Below are 22,438 nucleotides of genomic sequence, written 5' to 3' on the forward strand. Positions count from 1 at the left end.
TATGCCGTTAAGTCGTTTCCACTCACTGCGCACCTATTTAGATACTGTTGTGTTAGGCCAGCCCGTATTAACCGAGAACCTATTAATTGCGCTTATTGCCAATGGCCATTTATTAGTTGAAGGCCCACCAGGTTTAGCAAAAACCCGTGCAGTTAAAGCGCTTTGTGACGGGGTTGAAGGTGAATTCCACCGCATTCAATTTACACCAGATTTATTACCTGCCGATTTAACTGGTACCGATATTTATCGTCAACAAACCGGTACATTTGAATTTGAAGCAGGACCGATTTTTCACAATCTTATTTTAGCTGATGAAATAAACCGCGCACCGGCAAAAGTGCAATCTGCATTACTAGAGGCAATGGCGGAAGGCCAAGTAACCGTGGGGAAAAACAGTTATCCATTACCACCACTCTTTTTAGTAATGGCGACGCAAAACCCACTTGAAAACGAAGGCACTTACCCCTTGCCTGAAGCGCAATTAGACCGTTTTTTAATGCACTTAAATCTTGACTATCCTAGTGCAGAAACCGAATGTGAAATTTTGCGTCAATCACGTAAAGAAGCCCAAACGCATCAATTACCCACCATTGACCCTGTGGCTCAAGCTGATGTTTTTGCCGCCCGAGATCAGGCACTAGAGATTTATTTAGCCGATCCGTTAGAGCAATACATCGTTGAAATTATTATGGCAACACGCCAACCTGCACGTTACAGCAGCGAGCTCGCTAAATGGTTAGAATATGGTGTTAGTCCACGTGCAACCATTTCATTAGAACGTTGCGCTCGAGCTAGAGCTTGGCTAAACGATCGTGATTTTGTGTCACCTGAAGACATTCAAGCCGTCGCACCTAATGTATTGCGCCACCGTTTGTTGTTAAGTTATCAAGCACAAGCTGAAGGTGTCACTGCCGATCAGGTTATCAACCACATTCTAAGTCAAGTAGCTGTACCATAAAGGCGCAATTGCAATGTTGATATTAGCAAATACGGTAGGGCTATGATGCAAGATATCCAGTCATTGCCACTTTACAGCGATGGTGTAAACCTCACCGAGCAAGAACTCATTGCGTGTCAAAGTTTATCAAGGGCAATTCCGGACCGACAATCACGAGCGAAAGCTGCCTTGTCAGGCCATCGCAATAGCCTAATTAAAGGCCGTGGAATGGAATTTGCTGAAGTACGTCATTACCAAAATGGTGATGACGTTCGCACGATTGACTGGCGAGTCACGGCTCGCACAGGGGTTGCTCATACCAAGTTGTTTGTTGAAGAGCGTGAGCGCCCTATCCTACTACTCATTGACCTAAGCCATAGTGCTTATTTTGGTTCGCGCCTTTTATTGCAGTCAGTGCAAATTGCCCACCTTGCGACCACCCTTGGTTGGAATGCGATTAATCATGGCGACCGCTTAGGGGCAATTATTGCGAGTGAGACAACACATTTAGAACTCAAACCACGCAGCCGTCGTCAGGGTATTTTACAGTTAACATCAGGGTTAATTGATGTCCATCAACAACAACTAAACCAAATTAATCAGTTGGTCTCAGCACCAGATCATCTGTTTAAAGCCTGCCAGCGATTAGAACGTATTGCTAAACCAGGGTCTTTAATTTGGATTATTAGTGACGGCCAACATATTAATCAGCAATGTTTAGCGCCGCTTACTGAGCTGTCACGTCACTGCGATATTGGCGCATTTGTGGTTACCGATCCACTAAGGCAAGGTACATTAGCCTTGCCCAAACAGTTCACTTTACCGGTACGAGATGGCCAACAGCAATTAACCTTAACGCGCCAAAGTTATGATGCATGGTTAACAAATCAGCAATCACAACAACAGCAATTTATTAGCTTAATGAATTTGATTAAAGTACAACCTAGATTAATTGATGCAGCTAAACCACTCAGCGCCCAATTGGATATTCTTCGTTAATGACAACCTCAAATTTGCCAATGTCGCCAACAACGCCCAATACCAGTGCTTCACCATTAGCACAGTTAAACGACATCCAATTACCCGATCCCATCAGCGCTATGCCTATTGCGCCGGGTTATTGGATTATTGCAACCTTAATTATCGCAATTGCAATATGGTTTACTTACCGAGTATACAAACAATATCAATATCATGCGCCAAGAAAATTGGCATTATCCCTGCTCAATCAATACGACATAAACGATGAAAACTTTGCAACTCAAGTGAACAGTTTACTAAAACGTACAGCCATGACATATCTACCACGAGAAAACCTAGCCAAATTAAATGGTCAGCCTTGGTTTGACTGGTTAGACAGCAGACTGCCAAGCAAACAGCAGCATATAATAGGCACATTGCTGTTCAAGCGTCATCAAGCAAATGGACTCACTTTGGACGAAAAACAACAATTAGCTATGTTAGCAAAACTGTGGCTAAGCAATAAACAGTCTTTTAGTGATCATACATTAACAGCCAACCATCACGCGCAGGAGGCCTAATGTTAGCATTATATTGGCCATGGTTACTGCTGCTATTACCTTTGCCGTTATTCATCAAAAAAACCAAAGCTAACGATGTGGGTGGACACTTACAAATTCCTGGTATTGCAAGTGGCATTACCGTCACTCATACCTCAAAAAATAAGCAAAGCCGCAAAGCCTATTGGTTAATGTGGGCACTTTTATTAATCGCCATAGCTAGACCACAATGGCTAGGCGATCCAATTGAATTGCCATCAAAAGGCCGCGACCTTATGTTAGCAGTTGATTTATCTGGCAGTATGCAAATTGAAGATATGGTAATTAATGGCCAGACGGTTAATCGTTTTAGCTTAATCCAGCATGTGCTCAGTGACTTTATTGAGCGCCGTAAAGGCGACAGGCTCGGATTAATTTTGTTTGCAGATCATGCTTATTTACAAGCGCCATTAACCCAAGATAGGCGTTCAGTTGCGACCTTTTTGGACGATGCGCAAATAGGCCTCGTGGGCAAGCAAACGGCCATAGGCGAAGCCATCGCACTGGCGGTAAAACGCTTTGATCAAGTAGACGAAAGTAACCGGGTATTAATTTTATTAACCGACGGTTCTAATAATGCTGGTAATATAGAGCCAGAAGTCGCCGCGCAAATTGCCGCTAAACGCAATATTACCATTTACACTATAGGTGTCGGCGCCGAAGTACTAGAACGGCGCACCATATTTGGTAAAGAACGCATCAACCCCTCAATGGATTTAGACGAAACCCAATTGAAAAAACTCGCCGAAATGACCAATGGTTATTATTTTAGAGCGCGTAACAGTGAAGAATTAAACAACATTTATCAGCAAATTGATAAACTCGAACCCGTTAGCCGTGATCAACTCAGTTATCGACCGAAAAGTGAGCTTTTCTATTGGCCGTTATTATTATCATTACTCGTCAGTTTGCTCATCGTATTACAGCAACAATGGCCAACAATTTTTGCCTCTAAGCATGCCAACAAGGAGGCCAATTAATTATGGTGCATTTTATTCGACCTGAATGGCTACTCGCCTTGCTACCTGTGGCTGTCATTAGTTTATTATTTTGGCGCAGGCACAGCCAACAATCCGCCTGGAAACAATACATAGCACCACACTTAAGCCAACTGTTAATCACACAAAGTGTGACAAATACAAGTCAGCCTAAATGGTTGCTCATTGCTTGCTGGTTAATTGCCGTTATTGCATTGGCTGGCCCTGCAGTTAACAAACAAAACTTACCTGTATTTGCCACTGAACAAGGCAGAGTACTGATCATGGACATGTCTTTGTCCATGTACGCGACTGATTTAAGTCCAAATCGATTATCTTATGCTCGTTTTCGTGCCACAGATCTATTAGCCGAATTAAAAGAAGGTGAAACCGGCCTTATCGCATACGCAGGTGATGCTTACACCATTAGCCCATTAACCCGCGATACGGCAACCATTCTTAATTTATTACCCACTCTTTCACCAGAAATTATGCCAACTAGAGGTTCAAATTTAGCGTCTGCCCTGGCATTAGCTGAAAACCTATTAGCTCAAGGTGGACATGTACGAGGTGATATTATTTTAATGACTGACGGCGTATCAGACAGCCAATTTAATCAAGCCGCTAAAGCATTAAAAAACAGCCGTTACCGATTATCGATTATGGCCTTTGGTAGTCAACAAGGCGCACCGATCAGCCTAGGTGATGGCCAATTACTGCGCGATAACAGTGACGAAGTCGTCGTGGCTAAAACAGATTATGGTTTATTGCAAAAACTTGCTCAGCAACATCAAGGTATATTAGTGCCTGCTCAAACTGACGGGAGTGATATCGATACCTTAACAGATTGGTTAGCTGTAGAAGGTGACGCCACAGAAACCGATCTCGCCGGTGAAGCCTGGCAAGATTTAGGCCCCTATTTAGCACTATTACTCGTATTACCTATGCTAATGAGTTTCAAACAAGGGTTACTTAACACCATATTAAATCCACTGTTTGTTCTTGGTACTGTGCTCAGTGTAAACATGCTTAACAGTCAACCGGCACAAGCTTCGATTTGGCAAGACCTATGGCAGACTCAAGATCAACAAGCCCAATCGGCATTTAAGCAAGGTGAGTATGCACAAGCTGCTAACACATTCGAAAATCAGCAATGGCAGGCATCAGCCCATTATAAAGCCGGTGATTATCAACAAGCGCTTAACGGTTTCGAGCAAGACAACAGTGCCACAGGCTTATACAATCAAGGCAACGCACTTATGCAGCTTAACGATTACCAAGAAGCCATAAAGCGTTATCAACAAGCAATTGAATTACAATCGCCTTTTAATGAGGCGCAAGAAAATCTCGCATTAGCAAAGCAATTGCTCGAGCAACAACAGCAATCTGAGCAATCACAGTCTTCAGAGCAAAACCAGCCAGAAAATGGCGAGCAATCAAGCAACGATAATTCTGGCCAATCTCAAGAAAATAATCATTCATCACCCTCTGAACAATCAGAACAAACGAGTGATGAGCAACAAAATCAACAGAGCGAACCGCAATCACAAAATGAGCAACACAATGAGGGTCAACAGCAGTCGCAACAAGATCAATCCAGTGAACAAGACGCTCGCTCGCAAAATGGCTCATCCACTAATGAGCAACAAGACAACCAGCAACCGTCTGACGCTGAACAACAAGCAGATAGCACACAAGAGTCCAATGACAATAATTCAGCATCAGATCAGCAATCTGCTGCCAACGGCGAGCAACATGAGCAACCATCTCAACAAACAGGCAAACAACCTAGCGACACAGAACCATTAAGTAATGAAGCCAGTATGCAAGCGGCAGCAGAAGCGGTGGAAGATGAAGCAAATCAGCAACCACAGCAAAAAAGTGCCAATGCAGCCAATGCAGCCAATGACATGACTGCCGAACAACCACAAGGTTCAACTTCTGAAGTGATTTCGGCATCACAAGTCAACCCAGATGACCTTCCAGCAGATATGCAACGAGCATTGCGTGCTATTAGCGAAGATCCACAAGTGCTCATACGCAATAAAATGCAGCTTGAATATCAAAAACGTCGTCAAAATAGTCAACCGTCTAAGGATAATGAACAGTGGTAATCAGAACTCTATTTAGCCTATTGCTATTTATCGTTACCTCACCCGCTTTTGCACTGACCCAAGTGCAAGCCACCGTCGACAGAAACCCCGTGGCTGAAGGTGAATACTTTGTGCTTGATATTGTAGCTGACGACGATCTCAATGCTGGTGCACTCGACACATCTGTTTTATTAGATGATTTTATTGTGGGCAGAACCAGTGTGGGTCGTAGCACTAAAATGGTGAATTTTGACACAACAAGAGAAACCCGTTGGCAAGTGTTATTGTCACCAAAATCAACAGGCACCGTCATCATCCCGGCATTTACCATCAACAATATCAGTTCCGCCCCCATCACATTAAAAGTAATGCCCTCTGGAGCATCTGCTGATGAAATCGAAAATGTGTTTATTAAAGTAGAAACAAATGCCTCTGAAGCTTATGTGGGACAACTTATCACTTACAAGGTTAAATTGTACCTGGCTGTCGAACTTCAGCGCGGCGTATTAAGTGCGCCCGCCGTTGAAGGCGCTCAAATTAAACAAATTGGCGAAGATAAAGACAATAGTGAAATACTTGATGGTCGCCGCTTTAGGGTAATTGAGCGCACCTACGGCATTATTGCCGATCTGCCGGGCGAACTTGTCATCAATGGCGCTAGTTTTTCTGGGGATGTGTTAGTTGAAGCGCCGCGCCGTGGTGGCATGTTTGGTTTTAATGAAAGCCGCCCAATGCAAACAGAAGCTGAACGCGAAGTGATTCAAATTAACTCTACGCCGCCAAGTTATCAAGGTAAATGGCTGGTGAGCGACATCGCCATGTTAAAAGAAACGTGGCCAGAAGATGTGACAGAGTTTGAAGTGGGCAGCCCAATCACTCGCACAATTAGCCTTATAGCCTCTAATACGGACGATACTAGCCTGCCGGACATTGACATTCCACTTGCACCAGGGTTAAAGGCCTACCCAGAAAAACCCGTCAGACAAACATTTGTGCGTGACAATCAAGTGGTATCACAGTACAGCTTAACCACAGCCATTGTGCCTACAAAACCGGGCACCTATACGCTCCCAGAAATTCGCGTACCTTGGTGGAATCCACACCTTAAAAAACAACAATATGCCACCTTACCCGAAAGAACCATTAAGGTAATCGGCAGTAGCGCCACACCCACCGACATCCCTGCAGCAGACAGTTTTAGTCCCGCAACCACCCAGGGATATTGGCCCATCGCCGCCGCGGTATTTGCCTCACTGTGGCTGATAACCCTAGTGTTATGGCGCAAAGCTGTGGCTGCAAGTTATGCTGTTAATCCTCAAGCAAGCCCAAAAAAAATCAATACACAGAGAAAAACGGCCACCACAGGCTTAAATAACATTATTCACGCCTGTGATAAAAATGACAGTAGTGCCGCCATTGCCGCTGTGCAAGCCTATTTTAGCGAGCGTTTAGGTCAGCCCATGACACTGAGCCAAATTAGTGAATTATCTGCGCCACTTGCCAGCGCCATCAAGAAACTGCAAGCAGACAAATATAGCCGCCACCCGCAATCTATGGACAAAAAATCGCTCATGGATGCAATTTTGGCATACAAAAACCAACCGCAGGCCAGTAAAAAATCATTAATAGCCGATCTGAACCCGTAACAATAAAACTCAGTAAATAAAGTGAGGGGATTTTTGCAATACATTATTGTGTCATACCAATTCCATTAATTATGTGACCAATCAGAGTCACTCAGATTGTTCAGTTTGAGGCGCATTGTTGAAATAATGGTTATTCCCTTCTAAGGCAATGCAACAAAGAAATGAACGGTCTGAGTGTCTCCTGCAAGGCGGGTTTCTGTGCCTTCTATGCTGCTTAATAGCATTTTGACGTACGACTGCATGGACGCAGGAGGTAGAACAACGCAGGAGCAGTTGTCGAGAGCAACTATGCCTACAATTCTATTATTTGCCTAGAAGGCACAGAACTCCCGCTGAATGACCAGATAATTAATGGAATTGGTATCATGGTTCACCTGCACCACTGTGAGCCAGACACAACAATGTGTCTCTTTAATACACAAAAGTCGATAATCCAGTCTGCATGACCAATAATCACAGCCCGTAAAGGGTCTGCTTAAAACAAGCGCCCTTTTGTTGAATGGCTATTTGCAAATAATATGCTTTGAAATCACATGCTGTAGAGCAACATATTTTACAATACACAGTCACCTAAATGATTCCCTCCATGCACTTTACGCTTGAGCCACACTCCGCCCAGCAAAGCCAATAAAACCAGTACATTATAAAAGCTGATATTTTTTAGCTTGCTATTCGTTTCCCGCCTTTTTAAGCTACCTAGCACTAATAACTAAAAAAAGTAAAAAAATGTTCGGATCCCTGCGAAAGAAAAAGACTGATGTCTCGGTCTTATCTGACATGGTAACAAAACAACGACGATACGATAGCCTTGTCAGGGCTTTGCACACAGACATCTACCGCTACGCCTTTTGGCTTTGTGGTGATAAACATGTGGCAGAAGATATCACTCAAGAAACCTTTTTACGTGCATGGCGCGCATTAGACTCCTTAAAAGATGATAAAGCTGCAAAAGCGTGGCTTATCACAATTTTAAGACGAGAAAATGCCAGACGTTTTGAACGTAAACAATTTGACTACAGTGATGTCGAACAGGAATTACTTGAAGATGTACTGTCAACCAGTAATGAAGATGAGACTGAACAATATTGGCTTCGTCGCCAAATAGGTAAGCTCGATGTAGAATACCGAGAGCCTTTGTTATTGCAACTGATTGGTGGATTTAGCGGTGATGAAATTGCCGACATGCTCGAGCTTAATCGAAATACTGTCATGACACGTTTATTCAGAGCACGAAACCAATTAAAAGAAGCATTAGAAGCACCAGAGGTAAGAGGTCAATCAAATGGATGATCTACAATTTCGTCGCCAAGCCTATGGCGATCCAAACAATCAATCTGAAGCGTTTTTAACACATTTAGCTGAAAACAAAGACGATGCTAAATTTGTTAACGACCTAAAAGCATTTGACCAAAAATTAACACAAGCATTGAATATCGATGTGCCAGAAGGTTTAGCTGACAAACTCTTATTGCGACATCAACTGAGCCAGCATCAACAAACCCAAAAGCGTGGTCGTTACATGATGGCGATGGCAGCATCGGTTGCTTTTGTTGTGGGTGTTAGCTTTAGTTTATTACGTTTTACTCCGCTTAACTTAACAGAAAACTCATTAGCCCATGTTCACCATGAAACCAAAGCATTAGTCATGGAACAAGACATTGGATTTAATGATGTCAACTTTAAACTAGCCAGTTTAAAGGGCCTAAACGACTCCAAATTTATTAAGCAACCCGGACGAGTGTTTTACACCTCTTATTGTGATTTTCAAGGGGTAAAGTCACTGCATTTAGTGATGGCCGATGACTTAGGCAATAAAGTAACCTTGTTTATCGTCCCAGTTGAAAGTCGCATGGTGTTAGAAGAAGCCTTTGCAGATAATCAATACAAAGGAAAAAGTTTTCAAACAGCCGATGCCTATATGATCTTAGTAGGCGAGCCCGCATCTGACTTAGATTTTGTCAAAAAAGAAGTTGAAAACACCTTTATATAATAGTTTAAATTATTGACTAAAATCCGCTACCTCATTGAATAGCGGATTTTTTTTGGCCATGAAAAAATTCAAAGTGTGAACTAACGCAAACTTCTGCTAGGATTGCGTCCATAAAAATAATTAGGATAACGTATGGACATTCAAACACCAATCATCATTACATTCATTGGCTATTTAGCGTTAATGATGGGCATAGGCTATTGGGCTTACCGTAAAACAGACACTGTAGATGATTATATTCTTGGTGGCAGAAAAATGGGGCCTGCGGTAACCGCTCTGAGCGTGGGTGCATCAGATATGTCGGGCTGGTTATTATTAGGCTTACCAGGTGCGGTTTATCTCAGCGGACTTGGCGAAGCCTGGATTGGCTTTGGGCTAATCGTCGGAGCTTGGCTCAACTGGCTATTTGTCGCCAAGCGCTTACGTATTTATACCCTAATGGCAGATAACTCTCTTACATTACCTGACTTTTTTGAAAACCGCTTTCACGACAGCCATGGTCTATTGAGAGTCGTGTCAGCTGTCACTATTTTAGTGTTTTTTACGTTTTATGCGTCATCAGGTATGGTCGGCGGGGCAATATTATTTGAAAAAGTATTTGGCCTCGACTACACCATGGCCTTAATCATAGGCTCATTCATTATTGTGTCATACACATTTGTGGGTGGTTTTTTTGCCGTAAGTTGGACTGACTTTTTTCAAGGCTGTTTAATGTTAATTGCCTTGCTTATTGTGCCTATGACGATATTTAGTCAACCAGATACACAAGTTGGTTTTGAACAAATAGATCCTGCAATGCTGTCATTTATTAACGACAACACCACAATATTAGGTTTAGTGTCGTTATTGGCATGGGGATTAGGGTATTTTGGACAACCGCATATTTTGTCGCGCTTTATGGCTATTGGCGATCCAAAAGATTTAGTCCTTTCACGCCGTATCGCTATGAGTTGGATGATATTATCCTTAGTTGGAGCCTTAGCAACAGGGATTGCCGGCAGCCTATACTTTGCTGCTACGCCATTAGACAACCCAGAAACAGTCTTTATCAATTTAGCCCACATTGCATTTAATCCTTGGATTGGTGGCCTGCTCATCGCCGCTATTTTATCTGCGATTATGAGCACTATCGACTCACAACTATTAGTGTGTTCAAGTGTGATCACAGAAGATTTCTACCTCAAGTGGCTACGCCCTAAGGCAAGCGATAAGGAACTCATGCTCGTTGGGCGTATGGGGGTCATTGCAATTGCGTTAGTGGCAGGCATAGTCGCATTAAATCCAGACAGTAGTGTACTGGGGTTAGTCAGTTATGCCTGGGCTGGCTTTGGCGCCGCTTTTGGGCCAGTTGTAATCTTGTCATTGTTTTGGCGTGGCTATAGTCGAAATGGCGCAGTACTCACCATTCTCGTAGGAGCAATTACCGTTGTGGTATGGAAACAGCTCACTGGTGGAATATTCGATTTATACGAAATCGTTCCAGGCTTTATATTCGCCACATTGATCGGGGTTGTAGCAAGTAAACTGTCGCCTCCTGCACCTAAAACAATCGCCGATTTCGATACCTTTAATGCGGCATTAAAATCATAAAACGCAAATTGGCTTTGTGCTTAATCATGCATAATTGCCTACGTGAAGGTAACACAATCATTTACTGGTTGTGTTACCACTCCCCTTTTTTGCCCACTTAATTTACCTCATTGTTTTTTAACGTTTATATTACATTTTGTACAAATGAATATTTTTTAATTAATGTATTTATGCAAACTGTGAGCAAAGCATATTTACATATACTGCCGTGCTATCAAGCACCTAGAACACCATGCCAAAGTAAAATTAACCTAATATTAACAATAACTAACATCTGGTCGGAGTTGTTAGTAACATAGCACTTACCTAAGATGCCCCAGACATAACACCATGAGTGGTCATACAAGTTAACATTTGTACGTCATGGTAATAATAAATGGGAAACAATAATGAATAAGTTCAACAAGACTCTTCTCGCTTCAGCAGTGTTATTAGCCAGCGCACAAGCTTCTGCTGCAGGTTTTCAACTTAACAGCCAATCAGCAACAGGAATCGGCCGTGCAATGGCTGGCGATGCCGTAATAGCAGACAATGCATCAGTGTTATCACGTAACCCAGCAGCAATGGCATTATTTGATAACAGCTCACTCTCTTTAGGCGCTGTTTACGCCGATATCGATGTAACAGTGTCTGATGTAACAGGCTCATACGGCGGCCAAGATGTTGACTATGGTAGCGAACACGATGCTGCTGATTCAAAAGTCATCCCTAATTTTTACTACATAAACCCAATTGATGACAAATGGGCTTTTGGTATTGCAGCATTCAGTAACTATGGTACAGGTACAGATTTAACGGCATTAGCAGACAGAACGCCAACCGTTGGCGGCAACGCAGTGCCATTACCTACACCAGTTGATTTACTCGGTAACACTGAAGTGGTTACGATTAACTTAAATACCAGCATGTCATATCGCATTAACGATCAATGGAGCCTAGGTTTAGGCCTTGATGCGGTATACGGCAGTGGCACATTAACCCGTACCACCGAAAACACACAAATTGGCAGTATTGTTGACGTTGAAGCAGATGGTTGGGCGTTAGGTGGTATTGCAGGTATTGTGTATGAAATCAATCAAGACAATCGTTTTGGTCTAAGCTATCGTTTAAGCCCAACATTAACTGCAAAAGGTGATGTCAATTATGCTTATTCTGAATACAACGAAATTGATATCCCAATTGCCGATATTGCCCAGTTTGCCGGTTTCCACCAGCTAACCAATGACTTTGCAGTACATTACACTGCACAATGGACTAACTGGAGCAAGTTTGATCGAATCGAAGTCATCGACGGTGACAACGGCGCAGCACAAACAGACTTAAAAGAATATCACTGGAAAGACTCGTGGTTTTTAAGTTTAGGTGCAACTTATAACTTAACGCAAGATTGGACATTGCGCGCGGGTATTGCGACCGATGAAGGTGTGGTTAACCAGCACTCATCACTGTCAATTCCTGACTCTGACCGTACCTGGTATACCGCCGGCGCCAGTTATGATCTAACCCGTAACGCAAGTGTTGATTTTGGTATTGCCTTTGTGCGAGGTGAAGATGTTACCGTACTAGAAAACAGTGCAATCTTACCAATGGTGCCAGGCTTAGACAGCGAAATTTCAGCACAAACACGCTCAAATGCCGTGTATTACTCTGTACAATATAACTACAGCTTTTAAGTGAATGCGGAGTGTATATTCCGCCTAAGACGACAATATTAAGTCACTGTTATTTATCACTTAGTATGTTTACAACCAAACCGCCTCTTGCTTGTCATTAGGCGGTTTTTTTATATCTAATGGTTCTAATATATGAAATTTTTCTAATAAACATATTGCACCCACAACCAAAGTCCATTAGAATTTTCTTATGGACTTTACATAGGTGCTATTATCATGCCTCGGTTTCTCACTTCTTTGTCTGTTATTTGTGCCTTATACACAGTGCTTCCTTTACCCATATTGGCAGCGACTCATGATATAGAGACAATCACAGTTCAATTTACCAACCAGCGACAACCGCGAGTGTTTGACGCCAAAATCGAACCCGTTAAAGCCGCAACAGTGTCAGCGCAAACCTCCGGGCGCATCATCAACATTTATTACGATGTTAATGATTTAGTGCCTCAAGGTGCTGCACTGCTCGAAATCACTAACAAAGAGCAAGGTGCAAGCTTAGCCGGTGCAGAAGCCGAATTAGCCAAAGCTCAGGCTGTTAATAGTGAAGCTCAAGCTCAATACAATCGCTATAAATCACTCTTTCCCAAAGGGGCAATATCAAAAGGCGCAATGGATGAAGCAACAGCAAAAGCTAAATCTGCAAAACAAGCAGTAAGCGCAGCAAGAGCTTTACTTGTAAAAGCAAAAGAAAGCTTAAACTACACCATCGTCAGCGCGCCATTTAGTGGCCGTGTTACCGAGCGCTTTGTTGAACAAGGCGAAACCATCTCTTATGGCCAAGCGCTATTTTCAGGTTACGATCCAAAAACGCTTAGAGCGGTCTTTCAGATACCACAACAAGATGTGACTCACGTCAGGCAACTTAACGAGGTTCGAATCCAATTAGCTGATGGGCGAGTCATTACGGCTAATAACATTGAACTATTTAATTTTGCCGATCCGCAAACACATAGCCATGCTGTTAGAGTCAACTTTACTCCTACAAACGACAGCGACAACCTTGTAGGCCAGTGGGCAAAAGTCATGTTTGAGCAACCCACTCAATCAAGCTTATTTGTACCAATGTCTGCAATCCATCAGGTTGGCGATCTCACCTCGGTATACCGTAAAAACGGTGACAGATTTGTGCTCAATCAAGTTCGTCTAGGCTTTATTGATGAGATTGCACAACAAGTCGAGGTGTTATCTGGGTTAATGCCATCAGATGAAGTTGTCATCAACGCTGCACAGTACTTAATCAATAAGCCAGCAACTAAGGTAAAGGAGTAACCTATGCCGTCGTCAGAACGTTCAACTCGTTTAGGCATTTCAGGCAATATCGCGCAGGCTTTTCAGCACAGCGCTATTACCCCCTTGCTGGCGATTTTGGGACTACTACTGGGTATTTTCGCCGTCATTATTACGCCTAAAGAAGAAGAGCCACAAATCGATGTCACCTTTGCCGATGTCTTCATTCCTTATCCGGGCGCAACACCAAGTGAAGTGGAGCACCAAGTCACTTTACCTGCTGAGCAAATTATTTCAGAGATTAAAGGCATAGATACTTTGTACTCGTTTTCACAACCGGACGGTGCATTAATTATTGCAATCTTTGACGTTGGAGTGCCACGGGACGAAGCCGTAGTAAACCTCTACAATCAGTTATATTCCAACCGCGATAAATTTAATTATGCTGCAGGTATTGGTGAGCCATTAATTAAACCACGGGGCATAGATGACGTGCCCATCGTCGGGTTAACCTTGTGGTCAGAAGATCCTAACATAACGACTGCGCAGCTAACCTCGGTAGCTTCAGTGCTTGAAACAGAACTCAAACGCATCCCGGGTACCCGTGAGATTTACAGCCAAGGGCAACACGAACTAGTATTAAACGTTCGTTTAGACCCTATCAAAATGAACAGCTATGGCGTCACTTTTACCGACATAAGCCAGGCATTACAAGACAATAATCAGACTTCTGCATTAGGATCTTTAACACAGCATAATCAAGAGATTAAACTCAAGACGGGTGAGTTTTTACGCAATGTTGATGACGTAAAAAACTTATTAATTAACGTTAATTCTGCGACTTCAACAGGGGCTGCAGGCGTCGTCTATTTAGCCGACATCGCAGACATATCACTGCAAAGCGACATTCCTAAACAAAGTGCTTGGCATGTTAATCAACAAGGCAGTTATCCTGCCGTTACCATTGCCATCGGTAAACAAGCTGGCCAAAATGCCGTCGATATTGCTAATGCAGTGCTAACCAAAATTGAAGCGGTCAATAATGTACTGATCCCTGATAACGTTAAGGTGGCTGTTTCTCGTAATTATGGGCAAACTGCCGGCGATAAATCTAACACGCTTATTTTTAAATTGATTTTTGCAACATGTGCTGTTGTGCTTTTAGTGCTTTTCACCATGGGGCTTCGTGAATCAGCGGTAGTTGGTATCGCCATTATCATTACGTTGGCCATCACATTGTTTGCATCATGGGCATGGGGATTTACGTTAAACCGTATTTCATTATTTGCCCTTATTTTTTCAATCGGTATTTTAGTCGACGATGCGATTGTGGTCGTCGAAAATATACACCGTCACATGGCGCTCAGTAACAAACCCATTCGCGAGCTTATTCCCCGGGCTGTCGATGAAGTTGGTGGGCCAACGATTTTAGCCACCTTTACTGTTATTGCTGCATTATTACCCATGGCATTTGTGTCAGGACTCATGGGGCCATACATGAGCCCTATCCCGATTAATGCCAGCATGGGAATGCTTATTTCATTGTTAATCGCTTTTATCATGACCCCATGGTTAAGCAGTCATCTACTCAAACCACATAAACATCACGCACACGATGAACCAACTGCTGAACAAGCAACTGCGCTAACTCGCTTTTTTACAAAAATAATGAGCCCATTTCTGATTGGAGATCATGCCTCTAAAGCACGTAAAGGCTTAGCGCTTGCAATTATGTTGCTTATTGCATTTGCCGTTGCTTTGCCTGTATTTCAAGCGGTGGTACTAAAGATGCTGCCATTTGATAATAAATCAGAGTTTCAAGTCATGGTAGATATGCCAGAGGGTACACCCGTTGAACAAACTCAGCGTGTTCTACAAGATTTAAGCCAATACCTCACAACTGTTGAAGAAATCGATCATATTCAACTCTATGCAGGTACCCATGCACCGATGAACTTTAATGGATTAGTGAGGCATTACTTTTTGCGCAGTAGCCAGGAACTGGGCGACATTCAAGTGAACTTGGTCGACAAGAAACATCGTGATCGCGACAGCCACACGATTGCATACTCAGTGCGCGACCCCTTGCAACGTATTGCCACGAAATATAACGCTAACGTAAAAATAGTTGAAGTACCTCCAGGTCCACCCGTGTGGTCGCCGATTGTCGCTGAAGTATACGCGCCAACCACGGCATTACGAGAACAAGCAGCCAAGGACTTATTAACAAGGTTTAAAAATACTGACTACGTTGTCGACATGGACATCTTCTTACCTGCACAGCAACAGCAATGGCAAGTTGTCATAGATAGAAGTAAAGCGCGTTTGCTAGGCGTGCCCTATGGCAGCATAGTCGAGGCCATTAATACAGCTGTCAATGGTAGTGATGTCAGTTATTTACACCTAGAACACCGTAAACACCCTACCCCCATCCGTTTACAGGTAGATGAAGCTGCAAAAGTCAATTTACAGCAAGTATTGCAACTGCGAGTGGTTAATCAACAAGGCACTCAAATTGCGCTCAGTGAACTGGTGAATGTTAAGCAACAGCACATAGATGCACCGATAGTACACAAAAACATGGTACCTATGATTATGGTTATCGCAGACATGGCCGGCCCGACAGGGAGTCCACTGTACGGAATGTTTGATATGGTCAGCCAAATTAATTCAGAAACCGAGCAAGGCGATCTTAATTACCCTATTAAACAGCATTTTGTTGCACAGCCCGACGGTTTAACTGATATAGCCATTTTATGGGATGGTGAGTGGAAAATAACTTACGAAACGTTCAGAGACATGGGGATTGCCTATGGCGTTGGCATGATCGCCATATACCTGCTCGTGGTCGGGCAGTTTAAATCATACATTGTGCCATTAATTATTATGGCCCCCATTCCACTTACCGTTATAGGTGTAATGCCAGGCCATGCCATATTAGGTGCGCAATTTACCGCACCCTCAATGATAGGGATGATTGCACTTGCGGGCATTATTGTTCGGAACTCAATTTTACTGGTCGATTTTATTAATCAACAAACTGCCGCAGGCGTTCCTTTTGAACAGGCGGTTATTCACTCTGGCGCAGTAAGAGCAAAACCCATCATGTTAACTGCGCTAGCAGCAATTATCGGTGCATTATTTATTATTGATGACCCCATTTTTAACGGGTTGGCAATCAGTTTAATTTTCGGAATTTTTATCTCAACCCTGTTAACGCTCATTGTGATCCCAGTACTGTATTACGCAGTGATGAAATCTCATGTAGCGAACAAAACCATTAATTAATCACATGGGCATCGCGCCCAAAGGAGATCGACATGTCATTAGAAAGAAGCATTATGGCCTTTGCTGGCTTTATGATTTTATTGTCTTTGGTGCTTAGCGCGACCGTGAGCCAACATTTTATCTGGCTTACCGTGTTTGTTGGCGCTAACCTATTACAAAGTGCTTTTACAGGCTTTTGCCCTGCTGCGATCATCATGAAGAAAATGGGGATCAAAACAGCGGCAGAAATTGCACTACAAAAATAACCCGCGATAAATCGCTAAAAGGTGAGCAATAAGGAACCTGTGTTGAATATATCGATGCTAAAAACAATAAAAGCGATGTTAACTGTGCTGTTAATCGTGTCTAGCTCGGCTGCAATACCTGTGTTTGCTAACGAGCAACAAGGCCAAATTGCATGGCAAAAAATTAACGGCAACGCCACATTAATTGACGTGCGCACAGCAGAAGAGTTTACTGCTGGCCACATCGAGGGCGCAATTAATATCCCGTTTGAACATATCGTGGCCGAGTTGGCTAAACTCAATATTGCCAAAGACACTGAAGTCGTGCTGTATTGCCGCAGTGGACGCCGAAGTGGTATTGCTCAAAACGCACTGATTGAACAGGGGTACACTGCGACGTTTAATGCGGGCGGTTTAGACACGTTAATGTCTACTCGCTAACCTCTACTCGTTATCCTATGCTCGTGATTCTCACAGTGGCCTTAAACATATTAAGGCCACTTGCTCCACAATTGCTTTATTTGCCATGGCCATTTTCCAATCAAGTCGCAACTCAGAATGTATCTAGGGCCTGTTGACCTTTCAAGGTTGTTTTTGCAGCGAATTGTTGGCCATTACTCATATACAAGTGCGCGGCAGAGACTTTGAGGTATAGTTATTCAACATAAAAAGTCGATAACGCAGTAAAAATGACCAACAAACGCTGCCCACAGGGTTCGGCTAAAAACGTTTTACTCTTTGTTGAACGATGCTTTACAAATAAAGAGTTGCTTAGGTGACTAGGCTACAATTCATTCGCCTCGATTAAAATGTTTTTAACTCGAACAAAATTCAACCAGCAAAGATCAACAGGCCCTAGTGGTTGGTGCAAAAAAACGCTCTTAAAATCCCGCATAGTTTTGATTTAATCCACCACCCCAGGTAAAGCGCTTTCATTACAGCGACGGCTTATATACACAGCAAAAAATAACATTCGGCTCCATTGCAAGCTAGAATACTAATTCACAAAATGCTAATAAAAATTCAAAATCAATCAGTTACAGCACATGCTTCACAGGCAAATTCTGTTAACAATTTGTTTACACGCGATTCGCTTTTGATTATCTTTTGTCCTGTTAAGCAAAATGACTTAACAGAAAGCCATAATTAGAACGACATTATTTACCCTGATAACATGGAAGACAAAATGAAAAATAATCAAAATAAGGCTGTCGTGCTTAGCATGACAGCACTTGCTTTAGCAATTTCGGCTCAAGTCAATGCAGCACCTAACCAAGTCACGCTTTCCTCGACAAATCAACAAATTGAACAACAGTCCCCTTTACCTAAGCGCTATATTGTTAAATTTAGAAATGACAATGCAGCACAAGTAATGAACGATATTGCCGTCAATCAAAATGTAAATACCAATGACATCAGTAGTATGGACTACCAGCCTCGCTCTAATGAAGTGTTCAGTCATTTAAGAGCACTCAATAGCGTCAAAGCACGTGAAATGAAACGCATAGGACGAAGTAATAGTTATTCAACCAAACTCGACAGTGACTCAATTAAAGCATTACGATTACGCCGCGACGTAGAGTACGTTGAAGAAGATTTACCGCGTCGCCTACTCGCTGAAACAACGCCATGGGGACAAACTTATGTGGGCGCAACGGTACTAAGCGATAGCCAAGCCGGTAATCGTACAATTTGTATCATTGACTCAGGTTATGATCGTAGCCACAACGATTTAAGCGCTAACAATGTCTCTGGAACCAATAACTCAGGTACAGGTAATTGGTACCAACCTGGCAATAATAATGCCCATGGAACCCATGTGGCTGGCACCATAGCCGCTATCGCCAACAATGAAGGTGTTGTGGGGGTCATGCCAAACCAAAATGCCAATATTCATGTGGTTAAAGTGTTTAATGAAGCTGGTTGGGGTTACTCTTCATCCCTCGTGTCTGCAGTTGATACCTGTGTGAATGCTGGCGGAGCAAATGTGGTGACAATGAGCCTAGGCGGGAGTGGCTCAACCACAACCGAACGTAACGCATTAAACGCGCACTACAATAACGGTGTGTTGCTCATTGCCGCAGCCGGTAATGCCGGGGATAACAGTTACAGTTATCCAGCATCCTATGACAGTGTGATGTCTGTGGCGGCTGTTGATAGTAATCGAGACCATGCAGCATTTTCTCAATATACTGACCAAGTTGAAATTTCGGGTCCTGGCGAAGCTATTTTGTCTACCGTCACTGTCGGTGAAGGCCGCACGGCTGATATTACCATTGCGGGGCAATCATACTTTAATAATGGCGTTGTTCCCCACAACCGCTTAACACCGTCAGGCAGCAGTTATGCTCCTGCTCCTATCAATGCAAGCGCAACAGCAACCCTGGCGGAGTGTACTGTAAATGGTACAAGCTTTAATTGTGGCAGCATGAGCAACCGAATTTGTTTGGTTGAGCGTGTGGGTAATCAAGGTTCAAGCTACCCAGAAATTAACGCAGTTAAAGCCTGTAAAACCGCAGGTGCCAAAGGGGTTATTGTATACAGTAACAGTGCCTTGCCTGGCCTACAGAATCCATTTTTGGTGGATGCAAACAGCGAAATAACCATTCCATCCATGTCGGTTGACCGCGCCACAGGCTTGTCCCTCAAGGCTAAAATAGGCCAAACGGCAACCGTCACTAATTTAGGAAATCAAGACTACGAATACTACAATGGTACTTCAATGGCTACCCCCCATGTTTCTGGTGTAGCAACCTTAGTTTGGAGCTATCACCCAGAATGTAGCGCATCTCAGATCCGTTCAGCGTTAAATGCCACTGCCGATGATTTAAACGTTGCAGGCCGTGACAACAAAACAGGATTTGGGATGGTTAATGCTACCGCAGCAAAAGCGTATCTAGATGAGTCTTGTAATGGCCCTACTGATCCTGGCACAGGTTCTGGTGATAATGTGCTTGTTAAAGGAGTTGCAAAAACGGGGTTATCAGGCGCCAAAAATGACGAGCTTTACTACTGGCTAGATGTGCCCGCAGGTGCAACAAATTTAAGCTTCACCATGAGTGGTGGTACTGGTGATGCTGATTTATATGTACAGTATGGCGCATCCCCAACAACCAGCAGCTACGATTGTCGCCCATGGAAAAGCGGTAATGCTGAATCTTGCCCAATCTCAACAGCACAAGCTGGAACCTATTATGTCATGGTTCAAGGTTACAGTGCTTTTAGCGGGGTAAACTTAGTGGCCAATTACACTGAAGCAACTTCAGGTAGTGGTACAGGCGGGCCGGCAACTTATACCAACAGCAATAATTATACTATCCCAGATAACAACACCGCAGGCATCACAAGCCCGATTACGGTAACTCGTACAGGCAACTCTGGAACGGTTTCCGTGTCGGTAGGTGTTGTGCACACTTATATTGGCGATTTAACCATTCAGCTGATCAGCCCAACAGGTCAAACCGTTGTGCTACATAACAAGACTGGAGGCGGCACTGATAATATTAATCAGACCTATTCAGCAAATATGACGGGGGTTGAATCAAGTGGAATTTGGACACTTAAGGCTGTTGACAGTGCAAGACGAGATACAGGATACATAGATACCTGGAGCTTAAGCTTCCAATAGCATGTCCATAATGCAAAAAAATAGCCACATATTGTGGCTATTTTTTTGCTTGGCACTGATTAAAAATGTGGCTGTAAAGTATTTAATACCGCAGGTTGTTGCACTTTACTGATCACGTCAAAAATGGCGGCAAATGAATTAGGAGTGCTGACATCTACCGCAAGTTTTAATCTGCGAGCAATATCGTTAGCCGATAGCACACCGCGAATAGCGTGATTTTTTCTGTCTAGCACTAAACAATGCTGCTGACCTGCTGATTTTAATGTTTCAATTACATCGCCAATTCTGGCATAAGTTAAGTCATCATAATCAATTGCTTTCAACAGATCTTTAGCAATCATAAAGTCAGTCACTTTAAGCTGTTCACGTTGATGTCCTTCAGCTACGCGTTTTAATATTTCTTGATTGTGTAACGATTCAAAACTTATCAAGCCTACAAATTCATTCTTATGATTAACCACTAATTTAAGACGCACATGAGACTTTTGCATCAAGCTTTCCACTTCTACTGCAGATGCATTTGATTCAATCACTAATGGAGCCACTTTTTTAAAATCAGTGAAAATATTCACAGCTGAAGAGAGAATTGAAATATCTTCGTATGCTTCTGGAGAGGTTAATTCGTCGATTTTTTCTACTGGGTATAATGCTAATTTTTTCACAATAACATCCTTAATCCACTACCATTGCAAAATATAAACACCATTAAAATCAATTGGATAAAATTTAATCGTGCTCGAGTTATGCTTTGATTATCTGCCTGTGATTTTATTAGTACAATAGTATTTAAGATTAAAATTTATTCATAATTGCTAAATTAAGGTTAAATTCACATTTACATGTTAAGAGCTGTGGTAGTAGGAAAGGTGAAAGGTCCGCGCAACATGCTCGCAAGCATGGGGGATAAACATGCGTTTCGTATAATACAAATTGCCTAGCTCGTTATATTTTGCGACCATGCTCCCTGTTAAAGGCCCCCTTTGCTTATAACACCTTTTTATCTTCAATAGTGGTATAAGCAATCAACTACACACGAGCGAAGGGGATTTATTTAAGCTTTTCAGGCTCAACTAAAACGCTATTATGACTATCTGACAACCACACCTGCCCTTCGCTAATACTCACTTGCATAGCCATATTACGGCTCACAAAAACGTCCAGTTGCTTAACGGCATCTTCAGGTAAGTTAATCACAGACAAATTATCATAACGACTCAACGCTTGCTGGTTTTGTTGCCACCAAATAGGCACACTGCGACCACCATAAGTATACAAAATCACGTGTTTGGCGCGTCCACTGGCTTTACGCAGCCATTTCTCATCGGCCTGGCCAAACTCTATCCACAAGTTGATTTCATCACTTAAACTTTTATCCCAAAGTTCGGCCTCGTCATCGACACACAATCCTTTACTGAAGGCTAATGAGTCAGACGCGTTCAATGCAAAAGCTAATAGGCGTACCATCATCCGCGTATCGGTTTCAGACGGGTGCTGAGCGAGCGTTATCGCATGATCAGCATAATAGTGACGATCCATATCAGCAATTTGCAGTGCAACTTTATATACAGTAGCTTTGGTGGCCATTCAACAGTCTCAATCGGCATAA

The 22,438-nt window shown here is 42.9% G+C and carries 17 protein-coding genes; 15 read left to right on the plus strand and 2 right to left on the minus strand.

What is annotated here, in order from left to right:
- Nucleotide 1: 1 nt before the first annotated feature.
- The 15 genes from L2703_RS16050 to L2703_RS16120 all read left to right on the plus strand — a co-directional run bounded on the left by L2703_RS16050 (nucleotide 2) and on the right by L2703_RS16120 (nucleotide 20,832).
- Nucleotides 2-958, plus strand: coding sequence for an AAA family ATPase (locus L2703_RS16050; protein ID WP_248972085.1), 957 nt, complete (start codon nucleotides 2-4; stop codon nucleotides 956-958).
- 42 nt (nucleotides 959-1,000) lie between these two features.
- Entirely contained in the window at nucleotides 1,001-1,936 is a 936-nt protein-coding gene (locus L2703_RS16055) for a DUF58 domain-containing protein (protein WP_418357178.1), read from the plus strand.
- Entirely contained in the window at nucleotides 1,936-2,478 is a 543-nt protein-coding gene (locus L2703_RS16060) for a DUF4381 domain-containing protein (protein ID WP_248972086.1), read from the plus strand. Before L2703_RS16055 ends, L2703_RS16060 begins: the two co-directional genes overlap by 1 nt.
- The gene (locus L2703_RS16065; protein WP_248972087.1) at nucleotides 2,478-3,476 is read left to right on the plus strand and encodes a vWA domain-containing protein; all 999 of its coding nucleotides are present in this window, start codon (nucleotides 2,478-2,480) and stop codon (nucleotides 3,474-3,476) included. Before L2703_RS16060 ends, L2703_RS16065 begins: the two co-directional genes overlap by 1 nt.
- A gap of 2 nt (nucleotides 3,477-3,478) precedes the next feature.
- Nucleotides 3,479-5,587 (plus strand): vWA domain-containing protein, encoded by a 2,109-nt coding sequence (locus L2703_RS16070; protein ID WP_283107934.1) that lies wholly within the window; start codon nucleotides 3,479-3,481, stop codon nucleotides 5,585-5,587.
- Complete coding sequence (locus tag L2703_RS16075) at nucleotides 5,581-7,212, plus strand: BatD family protein (RefSeq protein ID WP_248972088.1); 1,632 nt, start codon at nucleotides 5,581-5,583, stop codon at nucleotides 7,210-7,212. Before L2703_RS16070 ends, L2703_RS16075 begins: the two co-directional genes overlap by 7 nt.
- Before the next feature lie 726 nt (nucleotides 7,213-7,938).
- Nucleotides 7,939-8,502, plus strand: a complete 564-nt coding sequence (locus L2703_RS16080; protein WP_248972089.1) for a sigma-70 family RNA polymerase sigma factor — start codon at nucleotides 7,939-7,941, stop codon at nucleotides 8,500-8,502.
- On the plus strand, nucleotides 8,495-9,202 hold the full coding sequence (locus L2703_RS16085; RefSeq protein ID WP_248972090.1) for a DUF3379 domain-containing protein: 708 nt from the start codon (nucleotides 8,495-8,497) through the stop codon (nucleotides 9,200-9,202). Before L2703_RS16080 ends, L2703_RS16085 begins: the two co-directional genes overlap by 8 nt.
- 132 nt (nucleotides 9,203-9,334) lie before the next feature.
- Complete coding sequence (gene putP / locus L2703_RS16090; RefSeq protein ID WP_248972091.1) at nucleotides 9,335-10,792, plus strand: sodium/proline symporter PutP; 1,458 nt, start codon at nucleotides 9,335-9,337, stop codon at nucleotides 10,790-10,792.
- 389 nt (nucleotides 10,793-11,181) lie between these two features.
- Nucleotides 11,182-12,465 carry an outer membrane protein transport protein gene (locus tag L2703_RS16095; protein ID WP_248972092.1) on the plus strand — a complete coding sequence of 428 codons (1,284 nt, stop codon included), beginning with the start codon at nucleotides 11,182-11,184 and terminating at the stop codon, nucleotides 12,463-12,465.
- 216 nt (nucleotides 12,466-12,681) lie between these two features.
- Nucleotides 12,682-13,734, plus strand: coding sequence for an efflux RND transporter periplasmic adaptor subunit (locus tag L2703_RS16100; RefSeq protein WP_248972093.1), 1,053 nt, complete (start codon nucleotides 12,682-12,684; stop codon nucleotides 13,732-13,734).
- A gap of 3 nt (nucleotides 13,735-13,737) precedes the next feature.
- Nucleotides 13,738-16,980: an efflux RND transporter permease subunit gene (locus L2703_RS16105; protein ID WP_248972094.1), complete on the plus strand. Its 3,243-nt coding sequence runs from the start codon at nucleotides 13,738-13,740 to the stop codon at nucleotides 16,978-16,980.
- 32 nt (nucleotides 16,981-17,012) lie between these two features.
- Nucleotides 17,013-17,225, plus strand: a complete 213-nt coding sequence (locus L2703_RS16110; RefSeq protein ID WP_248972095.1) for a YgaP family membrane protein — start codon at nucleotides 17,013-17,015, stop codon at nucleotides 17,223-17,225.
- A gap of 54 nt (nucleotides 17,226-17,279) precedes the next feature.
- On the plus strand, nucleotides 17,280-17,645 hold the full coding sequence (locus L2703_RS16115) for a rhodanese-like domain-containing protein (RefSeq protein ID WP_248972096.1): 366 nt from the start codon (nucleotides 17,280-17,282) through the stop codon (nucleotides 17,643-17,645).
- A 745-nt stretch (nucleotides 17,646-18,390) separates the two neighbouring features.
- On the plus strand, nucleotides 18,391-20,832 hold the full coding sequence (locus L2703_RS16120; RefSeq protein WP_248972097.1) for a S8 family serine peptidase: 2,442 nt from the start codon (nucleotides 18,391-18,393) through the stop codon (nucleotides 20,830-20,832).
- Nucleotides 20,833-20,891: 59 nt separating this feature from the next.
- Here L2703_RS16120 and L2703_RS16125 read toward each other — a convergent pair whose 3' ends face one another.
- Together L2703_RS16125 and L2703_RS16130 are read right to left on the minus strand one after the other, a co-directional pair.
- Entirely contained in the window at nucleotides 20,892-21,494 is a 603-nt protein-coding gene (locus L2703_RS16125) for a CBS domain-containing protein (protein WP_248972098.1), read from the minus strand.
- A gap of 385 nt (nucleotides 21,495-21,879) precedes the next feature.
- On the minus strand, nucleotides 21,880-22,416 hold the full coding sequence (locus L2703_RS16130; protein ID WP_248972099.1) for a YaeQ family protein: 537 nt from the start codon (nucleotides 22,414-22,416) through the stop codon (nucleotides 21,880-21,882).
- Nucleotides 22,417-22,438 lie beyond the last annotated feature (22 nt).

The organism is Shewanella basaltis, from assembly GCF_023283885.1.
Classification (GTDB): Bacteria; Pseudomonadota; Gammaproteobacteria; order Enterobacterales; family Shewanellaceae; genus Shewanella; species Shewanella basaltis.